Source organism: Pedobacter humicola (genome assembly GCF_056490705.1).
Window position 1 is genome coordinate 117,773 of sequence record NZ_JBWJIG010000013.1, and the last position, 24,136, is coordinate 141,908.

General features: G+C 38.7%; 15 protein-coding genes. 11 read left to right on the top strand and 4 right to left on the bottom strand.

All coding sequences use genetic code 11. From position 1 onward, the window contains the following. Window positions 1-20 precede the first annotated feature (20 nt). Entirely contained in the window at window positions 21-3,215 is a 3,195-nt protein-coding gene (locus AC04Q1_RS19475; protein ID WP_478366234.1) for an efflux RND transporter permease subunit, read from the top strand. Next, the gene (locus AC04Q1_RS19480) at window positions 3,202-4,608 is read left to right on the top strand and encodes a TolC family protein (RefSeq protein WP_478366235.1); all 1,407 of its coding nucleotides are present in this window, start codon (window positions 3,202-3,204) and stop codon (window positions 4,606-4,608) included. Before AC04Q1_RS19475 ends, AC04Q1_RS19480 begins: the two co-directional genes overlap by 14 nt. Before the next feature lie 1,329 nt (window positions 4,609-5,937). Here AC04Q1_RS19480 and AC04Q1_RS19485 read toward each other — a convergent pair. Together AC04Q1_RS19485 and AC04Q1_RS19490 are read right to left on the bottom strand one after the other, a co-directional pair. Beyond that, on the bottom strand, window positions 5,938-6,507 hold the full coding sequence (locus AC04Q1_RS19485; RefSeq protein WP_478366236.1) for a hypothetical protein: 570 nt from the start codon (window positions 6,505-6,507) through the stop codon (window positions 5,938-5,940). A gap of 1,662 nt (window positions 6,508-8,169) precedes the next feature. Beyond that, a complete protein-coding gene (locus tag AC04Q1_RS19490) occupies window positions 8,170-8,880 on the bottom strand; it encodes a hypothetical protein (RefSeq protein ID WP_478366237.1) in 711 nt (236 codons plus the stop codon). 353 nt (window positions 8,881-9,233) lie between these two features. On the opposite strand from AC04Q1_RS19490, the gene AC04Q1_RS19495 reads away from it, so the two are divergent. From AC04Q1_RS19495 to AC04Q1_RS19535, 9 genes are all read left to right on the top strand, one after another. After that, entirely contained in the window at window positions 9,234-9,695 is a 462-nt protein-coding gene (locus AC04Q1_RS19495; protein ID WP_478366238.1) for a lysozyme, read from the top strand. Between the two features lie 150 nt (window positions 9,696-9,845). Further along, window positions 9,846-10,055, top strand: coding sequence for a hypothetical protein (locus AC04Q1_RS19500; protein WP_478366239.1), 210 nt, complete (start codon window positions 9,846-9,848; stop codon window positions 10,053-10,055). 210 nt (window positions 10,056-10,265) lie between these two features. Further along, the gene (locus AC04Q1_RS19505) at window positions 10,266-11,834 is read left to right on the top strand and encodes a type I restriction-modification system subunit M (protein WP_478366240.1); all 1,569 of its coding nucleotides are present in this window, start codon (window positions 10,266-10,268) and stop codon (window positions 11,832-11,834) included. After that, window positions 11,835-12,998 carry a restriction endonuclease subunit S gene (locus AC04Q1_RS19510; protein ID WP_478366241.1) on the top strand — a complete coding sequence of 388 codons (1,164 nt, stop codon included), beginning with the start codon at window positions 11,835-11,837 and terminating at the stop codon, window positions 12,996-12,998. A 24-nt stretch (window positions 12,999-13,022) separates the two neighbouring features. Then, complete coding sequence (locus tag AC04Q1_RS19515; RefSeq protein ID WP_478366242.1) at window positions 13,023-14,015, top strand: hypothetical protein; 993 nt, start codon at window positions 13,023-13,025, stop codon at window positions 14,013-14,015. A 7-nt stretch (window positions 14,016-14,022) separates the two neighbouring features. After that, window positions 14,023-16,869, top strand: coding sequence for a type I restriction endonuclease subunit R (locus tag AC04Q1_RS19520; protein WP_478366243.1), 2,847 nt, complete (start codon window positions 14,023-14,025; stop codon window positions 16,867-16,869). Between the two features lie 13 nt (window positions 16,870-16,882). Then, a complete protein-coding gene (locus tag AC04Q1_RS19525; protein ID WP_478366244.1) occupies window positions 16,883-17,827 on the top strand; it encodes a toll/interleukin-1 receptor domain-containing protein in 945 nt (314 codons plus the stop codon). A gap of 86 nt (window positions 17,828-17,913) precedes the next feature. After that, window positions 17,914-18,837 (top strand): DUF5655 domain-containing protein, encoded by a 924-nt coding sequence (locus AC04Q1_RS19530; protein ID WP_478366245.1) that lies wholly within the window; start codon window positions 17,914-17,916, stop codon window positions 18,835-18,837. Window positions 18,838-18,866: 29 nt separating this feature from the next. Further along, window positions 18,867-20,099 carry an AbiH family protein gene (locus tag AC04Q1_RS19535; protein ID WP_478366246.1) on the top strand — a complete coding sequence of 411 codons (1,233 nt, stop codon included), beginning with the start codon at window positions 18,867-18,869 and terminating at the stop codon, window positions 20,097-20,099. Window positions 20,100-20,536: 437 nt separating this feature from the next. Here AC04Q1_RS19535 and AC04Q1_RS19540 read toward each other — a convergent pair whose 3' ends face one another. Next, window positions 20,537-23,206: a porin family protein gene (locus tag AC04Q1_RS19540; protein ID WP_478366247.1), complete on the bottom strand. Its 2,670-nt coding sequence runs from the start codon at window positions 23,204-23,206 to the stop codon at window positions 20,537-20,539. Then, window positions 23,206-23,937 carry a GLPGLI family protein gene (locus tag AC04Q1_RS19545; RefSeq protein ID WP_478366248.1) on the bottom strand — a complete coding sequence of 244 codons (732 nt, stop codon included), beginning with the start codon at window positions 23,935-23,937 and terminating at the stop codon, window positions 23,206-23,208. Before AC04Q1_RS19545 ends, AC04Q1_RS19540 begins: the two co-directional genes overlap by 1 nt. Window positions 23,938-24,136 lie beyond the last annotated feature (199 nt).

Here is a 24,136-nt window from a genome sequence, read left to right on the forward strand (position 1 = left end):
CATTTAAAGTTTAAGCAATCATGTTTCAGAAATTTATAGACAGGCCTGTACTTTCGACTGTTATTTCCATCCTTTTGGTAATAGTTGGTATACTTGGCTTAACAAAATTGCCCTTAGAGCGCTTTCCAAATATCGCCCCTCCGTCGGTATTGGTAACCGCCGTGTACCCAGGGGCCAATGCCGAAACGATTTTACGTTCGGTAACCCCTTCACTGGAGGAAGCCATTAATGGTGTGGAGAACATGACCTACATGACCTCGAGCGCCAGTAACGATGGTACTTTAGCGATTACGGTTTACTTTCAACAAGGTACCAACCCCGATCAGGCGGCTGTTAACGTGCAAAACCGTGTTTCGCAGGCCACCAGTCAGTTGCCGGCAGAGGTTGTACAATATGGTATCACCACTACCAAACAGCAAAACAGTTTTATTGGTGCGATCGGTGTATACTCTGAAGATCCCAAAAAATACGATGCCGTTTTTGTAAACAACTATGCGCAGATCAATATCATTCCGGAACTTAAACGTATCCCGGGTGTAGGTTCGGCAAGTGTATTTGGTGGGATTAAAGATTATTCAATGCGTATTTGGTTAAACCCAAGTCAATTGGCTACTTATAAAATTACTCCTAATGAAGTGATTACCGCCATTCAGGACAAAAACCTGGAAGCGGCACCAGGTAGGGTTGGTGAACGTAGTGATGAGGCTTTTGAATACATCATTAAATATAAAGGTAAGCTGACCAAACCTGAGGAATATCAAAATATCGCAATCCGCTCGAATTCGGATGGTTCTATATTGCGTTTAAAAGATGTGGCCCGTGTTGAACTGGGTGCTTACAGTTATGGTAGTGTGAACCGTTTAAACGGACATGATGGTATCACCATCGGGGTAATCCAGTTATCAGGCTCTAATGCCAACGAAATCCAGATTTCGATTGATAAACTGTTGGCTAAACTGTCAAAAGATTTCCCTGCTGGGATTAAATACAATCAGTTTTACCGTACCAAAACCGATCTTGACGAATCCATCAATCAGGTGGAGCACACGCTGATCGAAGCCTTCTTACTCGTATTTATCGTTGTATTTATCTTCCTTCAGGATTTCAGGTCTACCTTAATTCCGGCTATTGCGGTTCCGGTGGCGATTATCGGTACCTTCTTTTTCATGCAGCTGTTTGGCTTCTCGGTTAACCTTTTAACCTTGTTTGCATTGGTGCTGGCCATCGGTATTGTGGTGGATGATGCGATTGTGGTGGTAGAAGCGGTGCATGCCAAGATGGAAGAAAACCCTTCGCTGAGTCCGAAGGCGGCAACTACTGAGGCGATGCACGAGATTACCGGAGCGATTATATCCATTACCCTGGTGATGGCGGCGGTATTTTTACCGGTTGGTTTTATGACTGGTTCTACAGGTATTTTCTACAAACAGTTCGCTTTAACTATGGCCATCGCCATCATTATATCAGCTGTGAACGCTTTAACTTTAAGTCCTGCATTGGCAGCCTTATTCTTAAAGAACAAACATGCCGAGGGTGGACACCACGCACCTAAAAAAGGTTTTGTAGAAAAGTTTTATGCAGGTTTTAACGGTGGTTTCAATTATATGACCAACCGCTATATTGGTGGCTTAAGAGTGCTTATCCGTAATAAATGGATCAGCATGGGCGGGCTTGCCTTAATCGTTTTGGTTACCGTTTTTCTGGTAGGCAGAACTAAAACAGGTTTTATTCCTACAGAGGATCAGGGTTTCGTGGCTATCGCGGTGGCCAGTCCATCAGGAACCTCATTGGCCAATACCAATAAAATGTTAAAACAGGCTGAGGCTGAGTTGAGGGCAATGCCATCAGCAAGGTTTGTGATGTCGTTGGCAGGTTATAACTTCTTAACCGCATCCAACAGTCCTTCAGCTGGTCAGATTTTCTTATTGTTAAAACCAAATGAAGAAAGGGGCGCGGTAAAAAATATCGATGAAATCCAGAATATCGTAAGGGCGAAAATGGCGGCCATCTCGGCGGGTACCTTCTTCGTATTCAGTTTCCCTACGGTTCCGGGCTTTAGTAACGTGGAAGCGATGAACGTGATGTTACAGGATAAAACGAACGGCCGTCTGGATAAATTTAGTGGTGTAGCAAATAACTTTATCGCGAAGTTAATGGCGAAACCGGCTATCGCTTATGCATTTACTTCATATAAAGCAGATTATCCTCAGTTACAACTGGATGTGAACGACGAAAAAGCTGATCAGTTGGGTGTAAGTAAAAAAGACATCTTACAAACGATGCAGACTTATTTCGGTACCGCTCAGGCATCAGATTTTAACCGCTTTGGTAAATACTACCGTGTAGTGGTTCAGGCTGATATTGCCGACAGAACCGACCCGGCCAGTATCGACCGTGTGTTTGTGAAAAACAAAGCAGGAGAGAGTGTGCCGATCAGTACCCTGGTGAAATTAACCCGTGTGTATGGTTCGGAAACAGCTTCGCGTTATAACCTGTTTAACTCGATCGAGGTAAACGCCATCCCTAAACCAGGCTTTAGTTCTGGTGATGCGATTAAAGCGATTGAAGAAACGGCTAAAGAACAATTGCCAACAGGCTATGCTTACGAATTCTCCGGACAAACACGTGAGGAGATTTCTTCAGGCGGACAGTCTACCGTGATCTTCCTGTTGTGTCTGGTATTTGTTTACTTCTTATTATCGGCACAGTATGAGAGTTATATCCTGCCATTGGCGGTAATCTTATCGATCCCTACTGGTGTATTTGGTGTGTTTGTGGTATTGGGTTTAACTGGTATCGAAAACAACATTTATGTACAGGTAGCGCTGATCATGCTTATCGGTTTGCTGGCTAAAAACGCCATCCTGATTGTGGAGTTTGCCGTACAGCGACGAAAGGCAGGACGCAGTTTGGTTGATGCCGCTATAGAAGCAGCACGATTGAGGATCAGGCCGATCATTATGACTTCACTGGCCTTTGTGTTCGGTTTATTCCCGATGAGTATCGCAACAGGTCCATCGGCGCAGGGTAACCACTCCATCAGTATCGGCGCCGCAGGGGGTATGGTATCTGGCGTTGTGTTAGGTTTATTTATCATTCCGGTACTTTTCGTCATCTTCCAGGCTTTACAGGAAAAACTATCAAAAAAATCATCACATGAGGTTGTTCAACACCATGAAGAACCTATAAATCATACAGTTTATGAAACGGTTTAATATCATTACCATCCTGCTCCTTGCTTTAATCTGGAGCGGATGTTCGGTTTCGAAAGATACAGCGCTGCCTAATGTAGTGCCTGGATTGTTCAGAAATTCATTGCCTAAAGACTCTTCGAGCGTTGGCGGTTTGCCTTTGAAAAGTTTTATCAACGACCTTACTGTTCAGAATTTAATTGATACAGCTTTGGTTAAAAATTACGATATGCAGATCGCGTTGAAAAATATCGATGCGGCTGAGGTATTGTTCAAACAATCGAAACTGGGTTATCTGCCTGAGCTGAAATTGCAGGTGTCGGCGAATTCGAGCCGTCCGTCGGATAACAGTTTAAATGGCTTAAGCCTGAACCAGTTTACAGGTTCTTCGCACATCGAAGATTATAACGCAAATCTGGGTGTGGTTTGGGAAGCTGATATCTGGGGCAAGATCCGTAATCAAAAAGCTGGCGCTTTAGCCAGTTTTTTGCAAACAGAAGAGGCACGTAAAGCGGTTCAGACCCGTTTGGTGAGTAACGTTGCACAAGGTTATTACAATTTGTTGATGCTTGATGCGCAATTGGAAATCGCCAAAAAGAACTTAAAGCTGAACGATAGCACCTTGAGGATTATCAATTTACAGTTCGATGCGGGTCAGGTAACGTCGCTGGCGATACAACAGGCGCAGGCACAACAGTTAAACGCCGCACAGCTGATCCCTCGTTTGGAACAGAGTGTAGTTTTACAGGAGAATGCCTTGAGCGTACTGATCGGTACCTTGCCTAAAGCGATAAACCGTGACAGCCGTTTGGATAACATGAATATCCCGCAGGAGTTAAATGCGGGTTTCCCTTCTGCCATGCTGAGCCGCAGACCTGATATTAAAAGTGCTGAACTGGCTTTAACCATTGCCAACGCAAAGGTTGGGGTAGCGAAAGCGAGTTTATATCCTTCATTGGTGATTACTGCAAGCGGCGGGATCAACTCTTTTAAAGCAAGCAACTGGTTTAATGTTCCGGCATCTTTGTTCGGTTTGGTTGGGGCAGGAATTACACAGCCGATCTTTCAAAGAGGTCAGTTGAAAACTTCTCTGGAGCTGGCTAAGATCGACCGCGAAAAATCAGTGATCCAGTTCCGTCAGTCGGTATTGAACGCTGTTGGCGAAGTGTCGGATGAGTTAACGAAGGTTGAGAAACTGAAAACGCAATATAGTATTGCTGAAAAAAGGGCACAAACTTTACAACAGGCGTCGAAAAACGCGAGTTTGTTGTTCAAAAGCGGTATGGCTAACTATTTAGAGGTAATTACCGCGCAAGGCAATTTATTGCAAAGCGAACTGGAATTAACCACCATTAAAACGGAACAGTTAAATGCGGTTGTTGGGTTGTACCGTTCGTTAGGGGGAGGATGGCAGTAAGATAATGGTGGTTTAATTTAGTTAACCACCAAGTCACAAAGACACCAGGGATGTTTTGCAATTGCAGGATGTTTCTGGTGTTTTTTTTATAATGCGCATCGCAATATGGTCGTCATCCGATAGCTATCGCTATGTTTTAGGACTATGGGTGGGCACTCCCCTCCTTCAGGAGAGCCTGTGCCGATTTTTTCGGCAGGTTGGGGGAGGTTTTTTCCCTTCGCGCAGTCTTGCCCCAGTTCGCCGCCACTGGAGGGCTCTTTCTTTTCTCTTGATAGAAAAGAAACAAAAGATCAAGGCTTGCAGCTTTTCTTGTAAAAACCTACGGAAATCTTTATCACGGCAGCATCGAGGCTCTTGGCCCCTTGCTTAAATCCCCAACGCTCCCGCTTTGATCCTGCCTTGGGCTGTGGGGTAGTGAGGGGGAGTGCATAGATTTCCGTGCTTTTTCCGTCGAAAATCTGCGAGGCCGGATGGCAGGGTGCAGATAGCGAGGTGCGCATGCAGGGAGCAGAGAAAGGCATCCGTAAATTGATTTTGTAAAACTATGAGGGGCTCGTTGTATCGTCATCTCGACCGTAGTGGAGAGATCTTTGTACTTTTTCCTCCATAAATTCGTCATCCGATAGCTATCAGATCTCGCGCATGCGGGAACCCTAATGCACTCGCTATGTTTTAAGACTATGGGTGGGCGCTCCCCTCCTTCAGGAGGGGTTGGGGGAGGTTTTTCCCTTCGCGCAGTCTTGCCTCGGCTCGCCGCCGCCGAAGGGGCTCTTTCTTTATCCTTGATGATAAAGAAACAAACAATCAAGGCTTGGATCTGATGTCGGATAAATTCGTCAAAGCTTTTTTGGTCGCCAGCACAAGCCCCGATGAAAAATCGGGGAGGGTGTGCTGCCTCGGGGTAGTGGTAGGTTGAAAGGAGGTGCTAAAGCTTTAACGTTTTCTCCTTCCATCATATCCGATGCCGGATGGCAGGGTGCAGATAGCGGGGTGCAAATTGCAGGGAGCAGAGAAAGGCATCCGTAAATTGATTCTATAAAACTATGGGTGGGCGCTCCCCTCCTTCAGGAGGGGTTGGGGGAGGTTTTTCCCTTCGCGCAGTCTTGCCTCGGCTCGCCGCCGCCGAAGGGGCTCTTTCCTGCGAGGAGGCTTTTTCAGCTGACGAAGCCTGCCTGCTGCAGGCAGGCAATCTTTCTGGCCAAAATTGCTGGCAGGAAAAATTGTTTTCCAGAACTTTGGGATTCCTCCTCGTAACGACAACATCTCTACTGGACTCTGTCAATGGTAGCCTAATCGCAGGATTCCCCTTCCAACTCCATCCTCTTCGCCTTATTTCCTTTTCGATAAACCGAATGAATATCTGAATCCGGCAACGAAACTGGTATTATTAGCGCCTGCACCTTTGGCATAAATTTCGATATTGTCACCTTTTTTCAAAGGGATTTGATAACCTAGTCCGTAGGCCTGGTAAAACCCATTTGTAGCGTAGCTACCCTGGTTATAACTGCTTCCTGAGCTGGTGTATGGAAAATTAACGGTTTCATTTTGCTCCTGATAACCCAATTCGGCGGATAGGTAAAAACGGCCGATGTAATATTTTGTACCTCCATATAAAGCACTTTGCCAAACCTGTATATTCCTGGCGTTCGTTATACTACCATTGGTATTGATATAACCCAATTCGGGGTTATTCTTTTGGATGTACCCGATATTTAATCCCCCGGTGAAACCCCAATGTTTGTTTAAGCGAAACTCGTAACCTGCTTCTGCTCCAAATACGGGTGCCTTATATTTTGAATTATATCCTGCAAAGGGCGAAATGTAAACGCTGTGTTTGATTATACCTGTAGTATCCTGCGCCCGACTTGTTTTAATGCCTAAAAATCCGATTAGTAGCATTAGTGTTAATGTTTTAGTTTTCATGAACTAAAAATGCAGTAGATAAGTTTACGTTCAATTTTAATTAACGATCTTTAACCTGGTTTACAAAATTTAACTTAAAAGTTGTTAAAGGCTGTTAATTTGTGTAGTGGTTTTTAACATACGGTGTATTTGTATAGCTCGGGTTTGTGTTTGTGATCCGATAGCTATGGGATCACACTCATGCGGAAACCGCGAAGTGCTCAGCGAAGCTAATCCCAATGCGCTCGCTATGTTTTAATACTATGGGTGGGCGCTCCCCTCCTTCAGGAGGGGTTGGGGGAGGTTTTTCCCTTCGCGCAGTCTTGCCTCGGCTCGCCGCCGCCGAAGGGGCTCTTACTTTTGGCTTGGCCCAAAAGTAACAAAAGCCCAAGGCTTGCAGCTTTTCTTGTAAAAACCTACGGAAATCTCAATTGCGGCAGCATCGAGGCTCTTGGCCCCTTGCTTAAATCCCCACGCTCCCGCTTTGATCCTGCCTTGGGCTGTGAAGTAATGAGGGGGAGTGCACAGATTTCCGTGCTTTTTCCGGCGAAAATCTGCGAGGCCGGATGGCAGGGTGCAGATAACGAGGTGCGCATGCAGGGAGCAGAGAAAGGCATTCGTAATGGATTCTATAATACTATGAGGGGCTCGTTGTATCGTCATCTCAATCCCGAATGCTCGGGAAGAGATCTTTGTACTTTTTCCTTCATAAATTCGTCATCTGATAGCTATCGGATCTCGTGCATGCGGAAACCTAATGCACTCGATATGTTTTAATACAATGGGTGGGCGCTCCCCTCCTTCAGGAGGGGTTGGGGGAGGTTTTTTCCCTTCACACAGTCTTGCCTCGGCTCGCCGCCGCCGAAGGGCTCTTTCTTTTCTCTTGATAGAAAAGAAACAAAAGATCAAGGCTTGCAACTTTTCTTGTAAAAACCTACGGAAATCTTTATCACGGCAGCATCGAGGCTCTTGGCCCCTGCTTAAATCCCCAACGCTCCCGCTTTGATCCTGCCTTGGGCTGTGGGGTAGTGAGGGGGAGTGCGTAGATTTCCGTGCTTTTTCCGGCGAAAATCTGCGAGGCCGGATGGCAGGGTGCAGATAGCGAGGAGCAGATGCAGGGCGAAGAGACAGGCTCCGTAATTGATTTTATGAAACTATGGGTGGGCGCTCCCCTCCTTCAGGAGGGGCTGGGGGAGGTTTATACCCGCAGTAGGAAATTCTGAAGTCGCAGTAAGGAGTTTTATAGTCGCAGTAAGGAGTTTTGAAGTCGCAGTAAAGAGTTTTGAAGTCGCAGTAAAGAGTTTTAAAGTCGCAGTAGGAAATTCTGAAGTCGCAGTAAAGAGTTTTAAAGTCGCAGTAAGGGGTTTTAAAGTCGCAGTAAGGAGTTTTGAACTTGCAGTAAGGAGTTTTAAAGTCGCAGTAAAGAGTTTTAAAGTCGCAGTAAGAAGTTTTGAAGTCGCAGTAAGGGGTTTTGAACTCGCAGTAAGGAGTTTTAAAGTCGCAGTAAGGAGTTTTGAAGTCGCAGTTGATAATTTGCAGTTTCCGGTAGGGCGTTTTAGGTTAGCGTTAGCTATAAAAGAAAAACAGCAACTGATTTTGAGGTCTGTTGCTGTTTAAGTTGTGGTTAGGGTTGGGATGATTTTTTTCATGGGACGATTTTTATGCTTTTATTTTTTTTAGTGTGATACCCGAAATCTGTTTAAACTGGGGGCTGGTGGATCCGAACACCGATTTGACATAGTTCTTGGTGTCTAAAGCCAGGGCTACTAAGCCGGTTTCGGCATCGTACAGGATTTTGTCGCGGTTGAGGCGAAGGGTGCTTAGCAAGGCGTTATTGTTTATTACCTCGCGGTTTTTCGCCAATAAATCGTTGTATAAAGTGGTTAGGGTGGCCAGCTGTAAATCTACTTCGTTTGGCGCATACTGTGGAATGGTGGCCAATACCTTCAGCTGCTTGTCGAGGCTGTCGAGCAGGTTATCGAAGCCGAGCTGTGCCGATGTTTTCTCGTTTACGGTGGCTCCTTTGGCAATCAGCGCTTTCTTTTCTTCTTCGGTCAGTTTGGGCGATGCCCTTTGTCCCTGTATTTTCCGGTTGTTGGTGACCGCATTATCCACCACCTGTTTGGGCACATTGCTGGCCTTTACGGCATTCAGGATCCGGGTGCTCAATGGCTTGAGGGGCACAAAGGCCTGGTCGCGGGCGGCGATGGCGTTGGCGTTTTTGGCGATGAGATCGTTCACCTGCTCGTTAACGGTCCTGGCCGCGGCGGCTTTCTCGGTTAAACTGCTTAACTGGATGCTGGCGTTACTGGGGTTGTACACCGCGCCGTAGCCGGTTACATAAGTGATCAGCTTTTCGCCGTTGACCACGTTTCTGCCGTGGCCGGTGTCAATTGATTTAGACATAGAATTCGGTTTAAAAAGTAATATAATATTTTGATTAGCATGAATTTAATATTATTTTTAATACAAGGCAAGAACGTGAAGGATTTTTTTGAGCATATTGTCGTCTGCTTCACTGACCGAAGACCAAAGCGGAATACACTAATACCAGGGCAATCAGATGCAACACCAGGCTGCTCAGCTTCCAATAAGGCAAGCTGGAGCGCCTGAATATTTAAAATCATAGGCGGACATCAGGAACCGAAAGGGGTTGTGCAAGCAGATTACCGCAATAAAGAAACGATCAAAAGGGTTACAAAAACAGAACAGGAGAAGCAATCATGGATATATCAGCAAATGGAATTGCCTTCATCAAAAATGAAGAGCTGTTTAGGAGTAAACCGTATTTAGACCCTGTGGGGATGCCTACCATTGGTTACGGTTCTACGGTTTACGAAAACGGGAAGGCCGTTACTTTAAAAGACCGTGCCATAACGGAGAAGCGGGCTACAGCACTGCTTGTGCAAAAACTTTCAAGCAGATATGTTCCCGCCGTAAATAAAGGGCTCAAAGTGGCTGTCAATCAAAACCAGTTTGATGCGCTGGCCTCATTCATTTACAATGTAGGGCCAGGTGGTACCGATGCTACCTTATTCAAAAAAATTAATGCGGGCATTACCGATAAAGCCACCATCGAATATTGGTTTGGGGTATGGAACAAAGGTACCCTGAAAGGTAAAAAAGTAGTGCTGCCGGGTTTAGTCGCCAGACGAAAAAGAGAAGCTGATTTGTTTTTAAAGTAATGTGGACAAATTTCAATTATTCCTATTGGTGATTTTTTGAGATTTAGTATTGCTGTTCAGGATTAAAGCTATTGCGTATACGGGAAACCGTATGGAATGATTGGTAGAATTGGGGAGGTTTGGATGTATTAATATTTAAAACCAAATCTTATGGCCAGTTACAGATTAAATTTGAACCAGCAAGCCAATGGCGATTATGAGGTTCATGCATTGGGATGTCCGTATTTCCCCACACAAAATTACGATGACCTTGGAACTTTTAGCGCTTGTGAGCCAGCAGTTGTTGAGGCGAAAAGAAAGCATGTTTACAAACAAATCAATGGTTGTATCCATTGTTCGAAACCATGTCATACCACTTAATTGGGGTTTAATTTTGACAGCACAGTAACTGAGAAGTTGCTGTGCTTTTAACACCACATTGTTCATAACCTCATAAATAGCAAAGATTTTAATTGTTATTTTAAAGGAGCAGCCTGCTGTACAATCAATTACAGATAATGCGTAAATAAAAATATTTTAATTGTAGTTTAGCTTCTGATTTATTATTGAAAATTGGAGAAAATCCGAATTATGTCAGAAGACCAAAAAAAAATATTAGAGAGTCAGTTATGGGGGATTGCGAACCTATTAAGAGGAAAAATTAGTGCAGATGATTATCGCGATTACATATTAGGTTTTATCTTTTACAAATACCTCTCAGAAAAACAATACTTGTATGCTAATGAATTATTAGAAGGAGAGGAAGTAACTGATTTTAAAAAGGTATCAGATGAAGAAACTTTAATCGCCATAAAAGAAGAATCTTTATTAAAATTAGGTTATTATCTACAACCATCTGAATTGTTTTCTGTTCTCGCCGCTAAAGGTAATGCAGATACAGAGGATGAAAGCAATTACATTTTAGAAGATTTAAAAGCGGTGCTCAACCATATTGAACAGAGTACCATGGGCACAGAATCTGAAGAAGATTTTAATGCCTTGTTTGAGGATATAGATTTAAACTCTACTAAAATAGGTAGAACTGTTGCAGCTAGAAATGAAATTATTGTTAAGATACTCGTTAATCTAGATAAAATTGATTTCAGATTAAAAGATATTGATTCTGATGTATTGGGAGATGCTTATGAATACCTAATTGCAAAATTTGCTGCTGGTGCAGGCAAGTCGGCCGGAGAATTCTATACGCCACAACAGGTGTCTAAAATATTGTCAAAAATAGTTACTTCGGGTAAAACAAAAATCAAATCAGCTTATGACCCTACATGTGGCTCTGGTTCTTTGCTATTGCGGGTAGCTAAGGAGGCAGATGTAAGTGAATTTTACGGGCAGGAACAGAACCGTACAACTTATAACCTGGCAAGAATGAATATGATTTTACATGATGTACATTTCAGGGAGTTTGATATCCAACACGAAGATACTCTAGAAACACCAAGACATTTAGATAAGCGTTTTGAAGCTATAGTTGCAAATCCACCATTTTCTGCGCATTGGAAGGGTGAAGGAAACCCATTATATAATTCAGACGAACGTTTCAGCGAATATGGCAGACTTGCTCCAAAAACTAAAGCTGATTATGCTTTCTTAAAACATATGTTTTATCAACTGGCAGACAATGGTACAATGGCTAGTGTTTTTCCTCATGGAGTATTGTTTAGGGGAGCAGCTGAAGGAGAAATACGTAAATATTTAATCAAGGAACGTAATGCTATAGATGCAGTCATCGGTTTGCCAGCAAATATTTTCTATGGGACATCAATTCCAACATGTATTTTGGTATTAAAGAAATGCCGCAAAATAGATGACAATGTGGTATTTATTGATGCAAGTGGCGAAGGGAATTTTATAAAAGAGGGTAATCAGAATATTTTGCGTGATGAAGATGTTACACGTATTGTGGATACGTATATTAATCGTAAGAGCATTGCCAAATATAGTCAAGTGGTGAATTTAAGCGATATTAATGATAATGATTTTAACCTCAATATTCCTCGTTATGTCAATACGTCTGAAATAGAAGAACAGATTAGATTGGATATAATTTCTAAAAGTTTAAAAAAAATAGAAACGGAATTACTTGAAGTGAATGCCAATATAGGTGAATTTTGTAAAGAGTTAAATATCGAAACCCCATTTTAAATGGTTGACAATAAATTAATACCCGAATTAAGATTTCCAGAATTCAAGGGACCGTGGTATACTTGTTTATTAGAAGATATTGCTGTACGGGGTTCTGGTCACACTCCAAATAAAAGTCACGATAATTATTATCAGGGAGATATTAAATGGGTTTCTTTAGCCGACAGTAAGCGTTTAGATAATGGGTTTATATATAACACACAATATTCTATTAGCGAGGAAGGGATTAAAAATTCATCAGCCGTTGTACATGCTAAAGGAACAGTAATTCTTTCGAGAGACGCTGGCATTGGTAAAAGTGCTGTTATGGCAGAAGACATGGCTGTTAGCCAACATTTCATAACCTGGACCTCTGATGATTTGAAATCAAATAATTGGTTCTTATATTACGTGCTACAAATTTTAAAACCAGAGTTCGAAAGGATAGCAATCGGTTCGACAATAAAAACGATTGGTCTGCCTTATTTTAAAAAACTTAAAATTAATATACCGAATATAACTGAACAACAAAAGATAGCAAATTTTCTAATTGCCGTTGACAAGCGCATAAACATTCTTCAAAAAAAGAAATCGCTCTTAGAAAAATATAAAAAAGGCCTGATGCAAAAGTTGTTTAGTCAAGAAATTAGATTTAAGGATGAAAACGGCAATGATTTTCCAAATTGGGAAGAGAGCGAATTAGGTGAGGTTTGTCAAAAGCAGTCATCCAATATATCTGCCAACAGCTTAGAAACTAATACTGGTAAATTTAAAATTTACGGAGCCACTGGTTATCTTAAAAGTGTAGATTTTTATAGAGAAAAAGACCCATATATATCTATTGTAAAAGATGGCGCTGGAGTCGGGAGAATTTTATTATGTGAAGCTAAATCATCTGTCTTAGGTACTTTAGATATTATTAAACCTTTACAGAATAATAATTTGCATTTTTTATATTTCCTTATATCAAACGTTAATTTTAACAGATATGTTACTGGAAGTACCATACCGCATATTTATTTTAAAGATTATTCAAGAGAAAAAGTCTTAATTCCTAATCCAAAGGAACAAGAAAATATAGCTTCATTTTTATCTTCCATAGATGAATTAATGGAGAAAGTTAGTTTTTTAACAGATAGAACAAAAGAATTTAAAAAAGGATTGTTACAGAAGATGTTTGTCTAAATGAAAAGAACAAGATCAATCATAATGAGTAATCTAGATAGACATAGTAATTTTGGAGAATATTTCAAAATTATTGATCTTATAGAAGAACATGAAAATATTAATCCAGATATCTGTATAGAAAGTTGCAAAGCTCTTATAGAAGGTATTTCTAAAACAATAATAATAAACTTAGATAATAAAAGAAATATTAGAAACATTGATGATGACGATCTGCCAAAGGTTTTCAAAAATGCAATTAAAGTCCTTTCAGAAGAATGTAATGATATTGAAGGCGATTTTGTAACTAGGTTCTCGGGAATAATACAGGTTTTAGGTGAAATAAGAAATAGACGAGGAGATATTTCACATGGGCGTATGGCGCCAAAGTTTGTCTATAGTTCTGCAAAATTAGCTACAACAGTAATGAGCATGACTGAGAGTATGTTGGAGTATATTTTAGAACATTACTTTACTATAGACTTAACTTCCAAAGAAAGATTAATTTATGATTCTTCGGAAACTCTATCTTACAATTCATATCTAGATGAAAGCATAGATTTTCCTATTAGAAAAGCTAGATATAGCAAAGTCCTATACGAGAATGATTATGATGAATATGAGTTAAGATATCACGATGAATACTTGAAAATTAAAGAGAATGAAACTGAAAATCTTATAGAGGATATAGATATTAGTAAATTCGAATTAAAATCAGATGATGAAAATAAATCAAAAAAAACTAATGGTTACTCTGAAGAAGTTGATATTTCAGATTTAACAAATACATTTAAGGAACATAATTTTTGGACTGAAAGAAGAAAAAATGGACTGGCAGCTATAGCTTTAACTAATTCTTTCACAGTAGAAGGGCTTGGTAAATTGATTAGTGATTATTTATCGGATGATAGACCGCCATTAAGAGATGATATAAGAAAGCTTTACAGAGGTAAAATGAATCTTCGAGAAATGAGAACTGCTCTACCTGAGTTAGAAAAAAAGATTGTAGAATGGGCTGAGGAAATAAAAGCAATTTGAGAATAGTATGACCATTCAACCCGAACAAATATTAGAAGATAATTTGGTTTCCCAACTACAAGAATTGGGTTATGAGAAAGCTACTATTTATGATGAAAAGGGACTATTATTAAATCTCAAGATCCAATTACAAAAGCATAATAAATGCATTCTAAGCGAAAAAGATTTTAAGCAAATTCTTAACTATATTAACAAAGGGAATATTTTTGAAAGAGCTAAAATATTAAGAGATCGTGTACCATATACAAATGATATGGGTGAATCTAAGACTGTAGAACTTATTAATCAATTGCACTGGTGCCAAAATGAGTTTCAAGTTACGCAGCAAATTAGTATGGTAGGTAGCTACAAAAATCGCTACGATGTTACTTTACTCATTAATGGGTTACCTTTAGTGCAAATAGAACTAAAACGCCGTGGGTTAGAATTGAAAGAAGCTTTTAATCAAACCAATCGCTATGAACGTCATTCTTATGGGGCAGGGCAAGGCTTATTTCAGTTTATCCAAATCTTTATTATTAGTAATGGAGTAAATACTAAATACTATTCAAATAGTCCAATCAAAGCTCGCTCTTTCAAACAAACTTTTTATTGGGCAACAGAAAAAAACAGATTGGTTACTCAACTAGCAGCATTTTCTGAAGTGTTTTTGGAACCTTGCCATATTGCGAAGATGATTACCAAGTATGTGGTACTCAACGAGACACAAAAGATATTAATGGTACTGCGTCCTTATCAGTTTTATGCCGTAGAAAACATTGTAGAAAGAGTAAAAACGACTTCTAAATATGGTTATATCTGGCACACCACGGGTTCAGGTAAAACCTTAACTTCTTTTAAAGCTGCACAAATCCTCACCAATTTAAAAGAGGTTTATAAAGTTGTTTTTGTAGTTGATCGTAAAGACTTGGATTACCAAACTAGTCAAGAATTTAATAGCTTTAAAAAGGGTAGTATAGATGGTACCAGTAATACGGATACCTTAGTAGAGCAATTAGCCGGTGACAATAAACTTATTGTCACCACAATTCAGAAATTGAATTCTGCGATTAACAAAGTGAGATATCTGAGTAGAATGGAGGACTTAAAAGAAAAGCGTATTGTTTTTATTTTTGACGAATGCCATCGTAGTCAGTTTGGAAGAACTCATGAAAGCATTAAAGTTTTCTTTAAAAATTGTCAATTATTTGGTTTTACTGGTACACCTATTTTTGAAGAAAATGCTGGGAAAAACGAATATGGAAAGCGGACTACCAAGATGCTTTTTGGTGACTGTTTGCATAAATATGTGATTACCGATGCTATTAGGGACGAGAATGTATTAAAGTTCTCAGTTGAGTATATCCGCACCTTTAAAAAGAAAGACCATATCCTTGATATCGAGGTTGAAGCGATAGATGAAACAGAGGTAATGGATGCATCACAACGTTTGGCTAACATTACTGATTATATTATTACCAATCATAGTCGTAAAACCCATAATAAAGAATTTACGGGTTTATTCTGTGTTTCGAGCGTAGATGCTCTGATCGCTTATTACAAGCTTTTTATTAAAAAGAAAGAAGAAGGGCATCATCAATTAAAAATAGCAACCATTTTTTCTTATCAGGTAAACGAGGATGATAAGGATGCCATGGGTTCTGTTTCTGACGAAGAATTTACCATTGCTGCTGAACCAAAAGTAGAATATGTTTCAAAACATAGCAGGGATGATCTAGAAGATTTCATAGAGCATTATAACGAACAGTTTGGAACTAACTATACCAGTAAAGACAGTAAACAATTTTATAATTATTATAACGATATTGCTAAAAGGGTAAAGCATAAGCAGATTGATGTGTTACTAGTAGTAAATATGTTTTTAACAGGTTTCGACAGTAAATATCTTAATACGTTATACGTAGATAAAAACCTCAAGCACCATGGCTTGATACAAGCTTTTTCACGTACTAATCGTATTTTGAATGAAGTAAAATCTCAGGGCAACATTGTTTGTTTTAGAAACCTAAAGGGAGCAACTGATGAAGCTATAACGCTTTTCTCCAATATCAATGCGAAGGATGAAATTATTATGCAGCCCTTTGAGGATTATGTCTCAAAATTTAATGCAGCATATATTGATTTATTAAAAATTGCGCCTACAGTTGATAGTGTAAACAATTTGAGGAGTGAAGAAGAAGAAATAGAATTTATAAAGGCATTTAGGGAATTAATGCGTTTGAAAAATGTATTAACTACATTTACCGAATTTAGTTTTGATCAACTCTCTATGAGTGCTCAGCAATTTGAAGATTATAAAAGCAAGTATCTTGATTTATATGAGAAATCAAAAGGTCAGAATCAGAAAGAAAGAGTTTCAATATTGGATGATATAGATTTTGAATTGGAGCTAATCCATCGAGATGAAATTAATGTTACGTATATCTTGAAACTGTTAGCAAAATTAAAAGATGCCCGCCCAGAAGATCAGGAAAAACAACGGAAAGCATTAATTGAAATTATGACAGGGGATGCACAGTTGCGTAGCAAACGTGAATTGATAGAAAAGTTTATACTGGAAAATCTTCCCGACATAAATGATTCTGATGAGGTTCCGGAAGCTTTTGAAGTGTATTGGGATGAAGAGAGAAAGAGTGCACTGAAAAAAATGAGTGAAGAAGAAAATCTGGATCAAGGGAAATTGCAAGAAGTAATTGGGCAATACCTATTTACGGAAAAAATACCTTTAAGAGACGAAGTAATAGGTATGGTTAAAGTTCGTCCATCACTAAAAGAGAGAGGGAGTATTGCCGAAAGAATAACTGGAAGAATCTTGTCATTTGTAGATACCTTTATTAGTGGAATTGCTAGTTAACAATAATTAAAATATGAAAGCATTTATATCATACAGTCACAGAGATCTACAGTATTTAGAACGGTTGAAAGTGCATCTTGCACAAGCTAAGAGAGACAATTTGATCTCTGAGTGGACAGACCAAGAGATAAATGCTGGGAGCAATTTAGATGCTAACATAGAAGAGGCTTTAATATCTTCACAATTATTTATTTCGTTAGTAAGCCCTGATTATATCGCTTCAAATTATTGTTTTGAAAAAGAATTTCAATCTGCATTGGAGCTGCAAGAAGAAGGTAAGATTACTATTGTACCCATTATTGTTGAACCTTGTGATTGGCAAAAAACACCCTTTGGTAGATTGAAAGCAATTCCTAAAGACGGTAAGCCAATAAGTGGATATACCAATCAGAATGTTGGTTTTTTAAATGTTGTTGACGAATTACGTCGTTTGTTAGCAGAAAAACCACAAGTCTTAATTAAAGACAATACTTTAAGTAATTTGAGTAGTTCAATTGCTAAAAGAAACTACAAGGTAAAGAAAACTTTTAGCGAGGTTGATAAGGTGAACTTCACCGAGGAAAGTTTCATGAAAATTATTTCCTATTTCAAATCTTCAATTGAAGAAGTTAATGATGTGGAAAATATACAAGCCAAATTTTTAAAGCAAAACGATAGTTCTTTTACATGTTTAATCTCTAACCGTGCTAATCTCAAGAATTCTTATTTAACAGTTTCACTAATCAATGGGAGACAAATGCAATTTGGCGATCTTCAATATTCTTTTTCAGATGTATTAAATGAATCAAGCATTCATTTGGAGAAGCTATTTAACGTTGAATCCGACGAATACAGTCAGTTTTGGGCAAAACGTGAGGGATATGGATTTCGTCAGCATAACGAAGGACGACAATTGACACCGATTGATGTTTCTGAAATAATTTGGAATGATTTTATTGATCAAGTTGGGATTTCTTAAATCATGGTTGCCAAAAATGCTTTAAATTATTATCAAATTATTAATATTATTAGCCCCTCATTTTAAAACTAGATTAATGCGAAGCTATGATACTTTTTAGTAATAGTAAGATGGGTCTTTCGACACTTAAAGAAATTCCATTTAAGTTAGAAAAGAATCTGCAAAAGATTTTTGAAACTAACTTGTTTCAACTTACACAGTTAGTTTTAGTTAAGTCTGAATTTTCTATCAAAAATTACCGTATTGATAGTTTAGCCTTTGATGAAGAAGCAAAAGCTTTTGTTATTATTGAATATAAAAGAAGCAATAGTAACAGTGTAGTAGATCAGGGAATTGCTTACCTCAATTTAATGTTAGATTATAAGGCAGAGTTTATTGTAGAGTACAATGAACAGTTTAATAAGGCTTTATTGAGAAGCGAAATAGATTGGTCGCAGACTAAAGTAATTTTTGTATCGCCCGGGTTTAATGAGAATCAGAAACAGGCTACTAATTTTAAGGATTTAGCTATTGAACTTTGGGAAGTGAAACAATTTGAAGGTGAAATTATTACTGTTAACCCGATTAAGAAAAGCAAATCGGCTCCAAGTATTAAGCAGCTTCAGGGTGCTGAAGATATTGAACTGAAAAAAGTAGTTAACGAAATTAAAGTTTATACGGAAGAGGATCATTTGCAGGGGAAATCTGACTATTTAATTGAGCTTTATGAAACTTACCGTGATGCGATACTCAATATATCAAGTCAAATTGAGATGGATGTGAAAAAATCATACATTGCTTTTAAGGTAAAAAGAAATATTATTGATGTCGAACTCCTTGCTGGTTCTTTAAAGATCTGGATCAATCTGAAAAAGGGGATATTAAATGATTCGGAAAATTTGATGAGAGATGTTTCCGTATTAAAAGGCCATAACGGCAATGGAGATTACGAATTGACTATTAAGGATACTGAAAAAATTGAATATATTATGAGCCTTGTTAAACAATCGTATAAATATGCAATAAGCTAATCACATTTATTATACATTAACGTCTCCACATGAATAGATTAATATTAGTTGGCAACGGTTTCGACCTAGCGCATGGCTTGAAAACCAGCTATAAAAATTTTATTATCTGGTATTTGGCACAATGTTTAGGTCAGGTTAGTTACCTTCCTAAGACATATCAAGATGAATTATTGAAAATTGAATTTCATGACTTTAATGATTTTATTAGGGTTATAAATGCACATAAACCAGATAATTTTAATCGGAAGATTACTAAAGAAGATTTGACCTACTTTATTGTTAATTGTTTTGAAAAGCAAACAATAAAAGAAGTTATGAATATTGGAAAGGATGACATTTATGAATTAATCACTTCTAGTAGCTTCGACACTGATGATTCAGATCATTACCGACCAGAGCCATTTAAATTTAAAGTTTTATCTAATTTTCTAAAAAGTTTAATTATCAATTGCCAGGACTACAATTGGGTAGATATTGAAAATGAGTATTTCGATCAACTTAAAACCTATAAATCAAAAGACGGCTCATTTGATACAGAAAAGGTTGGTCAGCTAAATATTGAGTTTGCTTTTCTCAAACAAAAATTAGAAGAGTATTTAACGCTACAGCAAGAACAAGCAGATATTGAAGTAATTCCAGAACTTTTGGAGGCGATTAAATCCGATTTTGAAATTTCGGATTTTGATTCTACAATGCCTTACGAAGATGTAAGGAATAAATTAGGGTTTGATAGGACAATAACACCTCAAATTCAACATAATTTATATTTCTTAAATTTTAATTATACAAATACTTTGTCAAAGTATGAGGAGGAGTTAAAAAAAGACAGAGGGAAGTTTGATAAGATCAACATCAATTATATTCATGGCGAATTAAATCAATTAGCTAATCCAATTATCTTTGGTTTTGGGGATGAATATGATAAGCAATATACTGAATTTGAAGAGCATCGAAATAATCAGCTTTTTGAGCATATTAAATCTTATCAATATTTACGAACACCTCACTATCGTAATTTATTGAGATTTTTAAACACTGATGATTATCAGGTATTTGTGATGGGCCATTCTTGTGGTTTATCAGATCGTACCATGTTTAAAGAAATTTTCGAACATGAAAACTGTAAGTCAATCAGGTTATTTCATTACAATGGTGATTTTCATGATAAAGCCATCAATATTAGTAAACATTTTAGTAATAAAGGACACATGCGTAAGCTCATAGTAGATTATCAAGCGTCAGATGCTTTTCCCCAGTCGTAGTGAATCAATAGCTTACTTTTATCTCAACAAAAAGCCCAATCATCTCCGTTCGGGCTTTTAATTTATAGCTATTTGTTTATTTATTCTTTAAGATTTCCACTTTCTCTCTTTCACTAGCCAGTACCTTTTATAAAATACTACAATTTTTTCAACCGTATTAAAAGTAGGCTGATCTTTTAGAGCGCTGGCAATTAATGTCGAATTGTCGCTACTGGTGTTATGGAATGTATTTGAAATGATATTAACTATTCGCTTAATCCCGCCTCCCCGATTTCAAAAATACAAAACCCACCACCCCCTACAAAATCGAAGCGGTTAAAATCGCGAACCTGGCTTCCGACACATGGAGCGCATCGCTAAAAGAAAGCAGGGCAATAAAGATCGGCATGGTAAAAACCGATTCCGGCGAGCATTTCTTGTTAATTGAAACATTGTGATCAAAAGTTATACTTTGCACTCAAATATACGTTCCTTTTAATCAAAGGGATGGTACTGAAATTCAATAACTGATCGCTATTGTAGTAGTAATAATAATTGCGCTGGTTGGTTAAATTGTCTGCTCTTAGGCTTAGGAAGAGTGGTTTGTGCTTAAAATTATAATTCACTTCAAAATCAAGGAGCATGAAATTGGCCTGAACCGGCTTTCCTATATTTTGGGATAATAATTTGGCATTCGAACTGATATTTACACTGGGACTGATCACGTAACGACCATTGACATCCAGCCGGAAGGTGGATACGGTATTGTTACTGGCGGCAACAGGAAGTTTTGAGCTTTGGGTGAGCAGGCCCGGATTGATTTTGAGGTATATCTTCTTTTCCCAATTCTTTTTGAATGTGATCCCTATTAAAGAATAACTAAACTTAGACTTCACGATATTGTTGTTGTATAACATCAATCTATCACTCAGGTTATAAGTTGCAGAAAAATCGAGTACTGCATTGGCCCATAATGCAGGGTAGGAAATACCGCTTACAAAATTGATATTTTGTGTGGCTGTAGAGGTAGCAGAGATATCGTTGTACTGCAAAAACCGATCGTAAGTGCTATTATTGATCTGGCTCCTTAGGTTTCGGTTATAAACGATAAGGAATGATAGCCTGGTTAAGTCGTTAAAAGGGGTAAGGGCAAAGGAATACAGCGTACTAAAATTGAGCGGCTGCAATTGCGGGTTGCTGTATTTTTCGTAATTGGTTAATGCTGTTGGATAGAAAAACTGATTTAAACGATTGATCTCCACAGCATTCTTATTTAATGAAAACCTGAATTCTCCATTAACCTTCTTGCTTAATTCATGCCTATTGGATAAGGTGATATGACCAACCTCATTCATCCAATCGGATTTTTCGTTTTGCTGTGTTGCCTTAATTTGATCAATACCAAATGAAGCTGCAAAAGAGAAAGGGCTTTTGAGGATCAAGTGAAAGGATCTGGAAAGATTTGCGGTAATGTTATACACGGAATAGTCGCCATATTGACTTTTAGGATCATCATTGTTGAAAGATGCATCCTGAAAATAACTTAAGTTGTTCAAATTTGCTGAGGTGTAACTTGCAAAAAGTCCGTAATTTAAAATCCCCCCTTTTTTTGCCCTTGAGAGGCTAGACCAACCCAAAGTGATGTTGGCATACCTGGAGTCGATCTGATTACCCATTGTCCGGAAATCTGGATTGATACCAAAGATCGCCCCGATGTCGTTTGAGTTGGCTGCACCAGATTGCCCAATTTTCTGGCTGTTTAAGTTGAGATAGAAAGCTGTTGCCCTGCGCTCAGAAACCCTGCGGGTATAATTGCCTGTTAAGCTATAACTCGACCAGTTGTTTTGTGTATTGATATCCAGGGGGCTGCTTATTTCCAGACCGTTAAAAACAAACTGTCTGTTTCCGCCCGATTGGTTGAAGTAGGCACTGGCAATCAGGCTAAGCTCTGTGAGGCTATCGATGCTGAAAACAATGCTTTCTTTGGCCGAAAATATTTTTGGATGGTATACATTAAAACTGGAATCGGTCCTGGAAACGTAGGTGTTGTTGGTATATAACTGTGTGTTATTGAAAGTGTTTTGTTCCTGCTTATCTTTTACATAGGAGAACTGAAAGAGTGATTTTGCCCTTTTGTTGATTTTTGTGTTCAATTGGATCCTGTTGTCCCACTGGTTATTCCTGATATAAGACCTGTTTTCGAAATTATTGATAAAGCTTAATGAATTGTTGTTCATCAACAAGTTAGCGGCAACATTTTCGTACGTATTTTTTAATTCTGTTTCGAGCCCCTGGCTTACTCCGTTTCCGATCTTGTTCCAATTGCCAATGAAACCTGCCTTCAGTTTACCATACATCGAAAAGACTACCGGAGAAAAATTATACCGGCCTAAATTATCGATCCCGAGTTCGGTATCGCCAAAGGCAGTTTTCATTTTCGCCTCTTTTTTGATGGATAGATTGAGGAAGGTATTGTTTTCTCCACTCAGGCCATTCAATAATTTCTGCTTACTTTGGTTCTCTATCGCCTGGATGGTATTGAGCACATGTATGGGGAAGCTGTTTAACATCAGCTCAATCTTATCGGCAAACATTTCCTCATTATCGATAGTTACTTTATCTAAGGGTTTGTTTTTGAACAGCATTTTTCCCTTATCGTCCAGTTTGAAATCGGGCAGCTTAAGCAAAATGTCTTTGAGTTTTTTTTCGTCGCCCTCTTTATAAGCATCTACTTTGTAAAAGGTGGTATCGCCCCTTACCCAGGTTTTGGGTGCGGCCACTTCGACCGTTTTCAGCACATTGGTTTTTTCTGTCAGGATGGCTTTTAGGTTAATGATACCGTTTGTTGCCGGTACTTTCTTCTCGTAAAGGGAATAAGCGGTGTGGGATATGGATATGAGCAGCGAATCGTTTAATTTTCGGCTGATCTTTTCGGAAAAGGTATTTGCGTCATTGGTGTTGAAGAAACTATAAATCTGTTTTGTTTGGGGGTCAGAAATTTTTACAGCACAATTGTTAACCTTGATGCCTTCGGTATTGATGATCTCGGCATTTACCGTAACGGAAGTTTCTTGTGCTGAAGTTAAAAGGAACTGGAAAACGAAAACCAATACAAAACACAGCCTCATCAATTGCCGTTTAAAAGCTTTAATTGTTTATTGATCTTATCTTTCTTTTCATCAATCTGAAGACCATAAGGATCTTCAAACCGCTGTTCGAATTCGCGCGGGTGAAATATTTTTTCATCAATAACACCATTCGCTACATATTTCTGCAAAACATATTTGGTTCTTGTCGGGATCATTTCAGCCTCTACCACCAAACCAGGTAATTGACTCATATTGCCTATTCCGACATCCATTGGTATGGAGGGTGCAAACCATACGATCCATTGCGGATAACCACTAACGCTTAAGTTAGCCTTTTGACAAAGCAGACCGCTAATTTCTCTGGTTTCATCCAAGTAGTCTATCTTCCATTTGATCTGGCGGGCGTTATCTTTAATGTTAAAATCAGCTTTAGCCTTTCCTGGCATATCCCGTCTATATATTCTAATATTACTATCAAGATCATGGTATGATAGGTACTGTATGCTATCTGAACATATCTCTAAACTATAGTTGTCATCTTTGATTATTCCACCTGGGTACAATTTTAGAAAATTAGGGGTGTTGAAATAAATATAGCGGTTTTTGTTTCTGTAAAAATGACCAGTAAATTCAACATTAACTGTTTTGGTCTTATTATTGGCAATTTGCATGTCCCACTGCTGTGTGACCAGGTATTTTGCCTCCAATGTTTGTGCCTTTGATTGACCAATAATTAGCAGTAAAGCACATGAGGTTAAAAAGATTTTCATAGAGTATTAAAAAAATAAAATTAAGATTTTAATTGAAAATACATAGAAATGGCTTTAATAATGAGGTGCTTTGTAGGCACTATTTTCATTTACACCGGATCACCAAAGCGATAGTCATTTTCGAACAGAGGAAACATCAGGGGGTAGCATGGAGCATATCGCATGTTGCAGCAGATTGTCTTTTAGTCCTTTCCCTTTA

Excerpts from the sequence above, each read along its gene's own strand:
- AC04Q1_RS19485 (WP_478366236.1), bottom strand. The coding sequence starts at position 6,507 with ATGCTACTAATCGGATTTTTAGGCATTAAAACAAGTCGGGCGCAGGAT.
- AC04Q1_RS19510 (WP_478366241.1), top strand. The coding sequence starts at position 11,835 with ATGGTTGACAATAAATTAATACCCGAATTAAGATTTCCAGAATTCAAG.
- AC04Q1_RS19495 (WP_478366238.1), top strand. The coding sequence starts at position 9,234 with ATGGATATATCAGCAAATGGAATTGCCTTCATCAAAAATGAAGAGCTG.
- AC04Q1_RS19530 (WP_478366245.1), top strand. The coding sequence starts at position 17,914 with ATGATACTTTTTAGTAATAGTAAGATGGGTCTTTCGACACTTAAAGAA.
- AC04Q1_RS19505 (WP_478366240.1), top strand. The coding sequence starts at position 10,266 with ATGTCAGAAGACCAAAAAAAAATATTAGAGAGTCAGTTATGGGGGATT.
- AC04Q1_RS19515 (WP_478366242.1), top strand. The coding sequence starts at position 13,023 with ATGAGTAATCTAGATAGACATAGTAATTTTGGAGAATATTTCAAAATT.
- AC04Q1_RS19520 (WP_478366243.1), top strand. The coding sequence starts at position 14,023 with ATGACCATTCAACCCGAACAAATATTAGAAGATAATTTGGTTTCCCAA.
- AC04Q1_RS19475 (WP_478366234.1), top strand. The coding sequence starts at position 21 with ATGTTTCAGAAATTTATAGACAGGCCTGTACTTTCGACTGTTATTTCC.
- AC04Q1_RS19500 (WP_478366239.1), top strand. The coding sequence starts at position 9,846 with ATGGCCAGTTACAGATTAAATTTGAACCAGCAAGCCAATGGCGATTAT.
- AC04Q1_RS19525 (WP_478366244.1), top strand. The coding sequence starts at position 16,883 with ATGAAAGCATTTATATCATACAGTCACAGAGATCTACAGTATTTAGAA.
- AC04Q1_RS19535 (WP_478366246.1), top strand. The coding sequence starts at position 18,867 with ATGAATAGATTAATATTAGTTGGCAACGGTTTCGACCTAGCGCATGGC.
- AC04Q1_RS19545 (WP_478366248.1), bottom strand. The coding sequence starts at position 23,937 with ATGAAAATCTTTTTAACCTCATGTGCTTTACTGCTAATTATTGGTCAA.
- AC04Q1_RS19540 (WP_478366247.1), bottom strand. The coding sequence starts at position 23,206 with ATGAGGCTGTGTTTTGTATTGGTTTTCGTTTTCCAGTTCCTTTTAACT.
- AC04Q1_RS19480 (WP_478366235.1), top strand. The coding sequence starts at position 3,202 with ATGAAACGGTTTAATATCATTACCATCCTGCTCCTTGCTTTAATCTGG.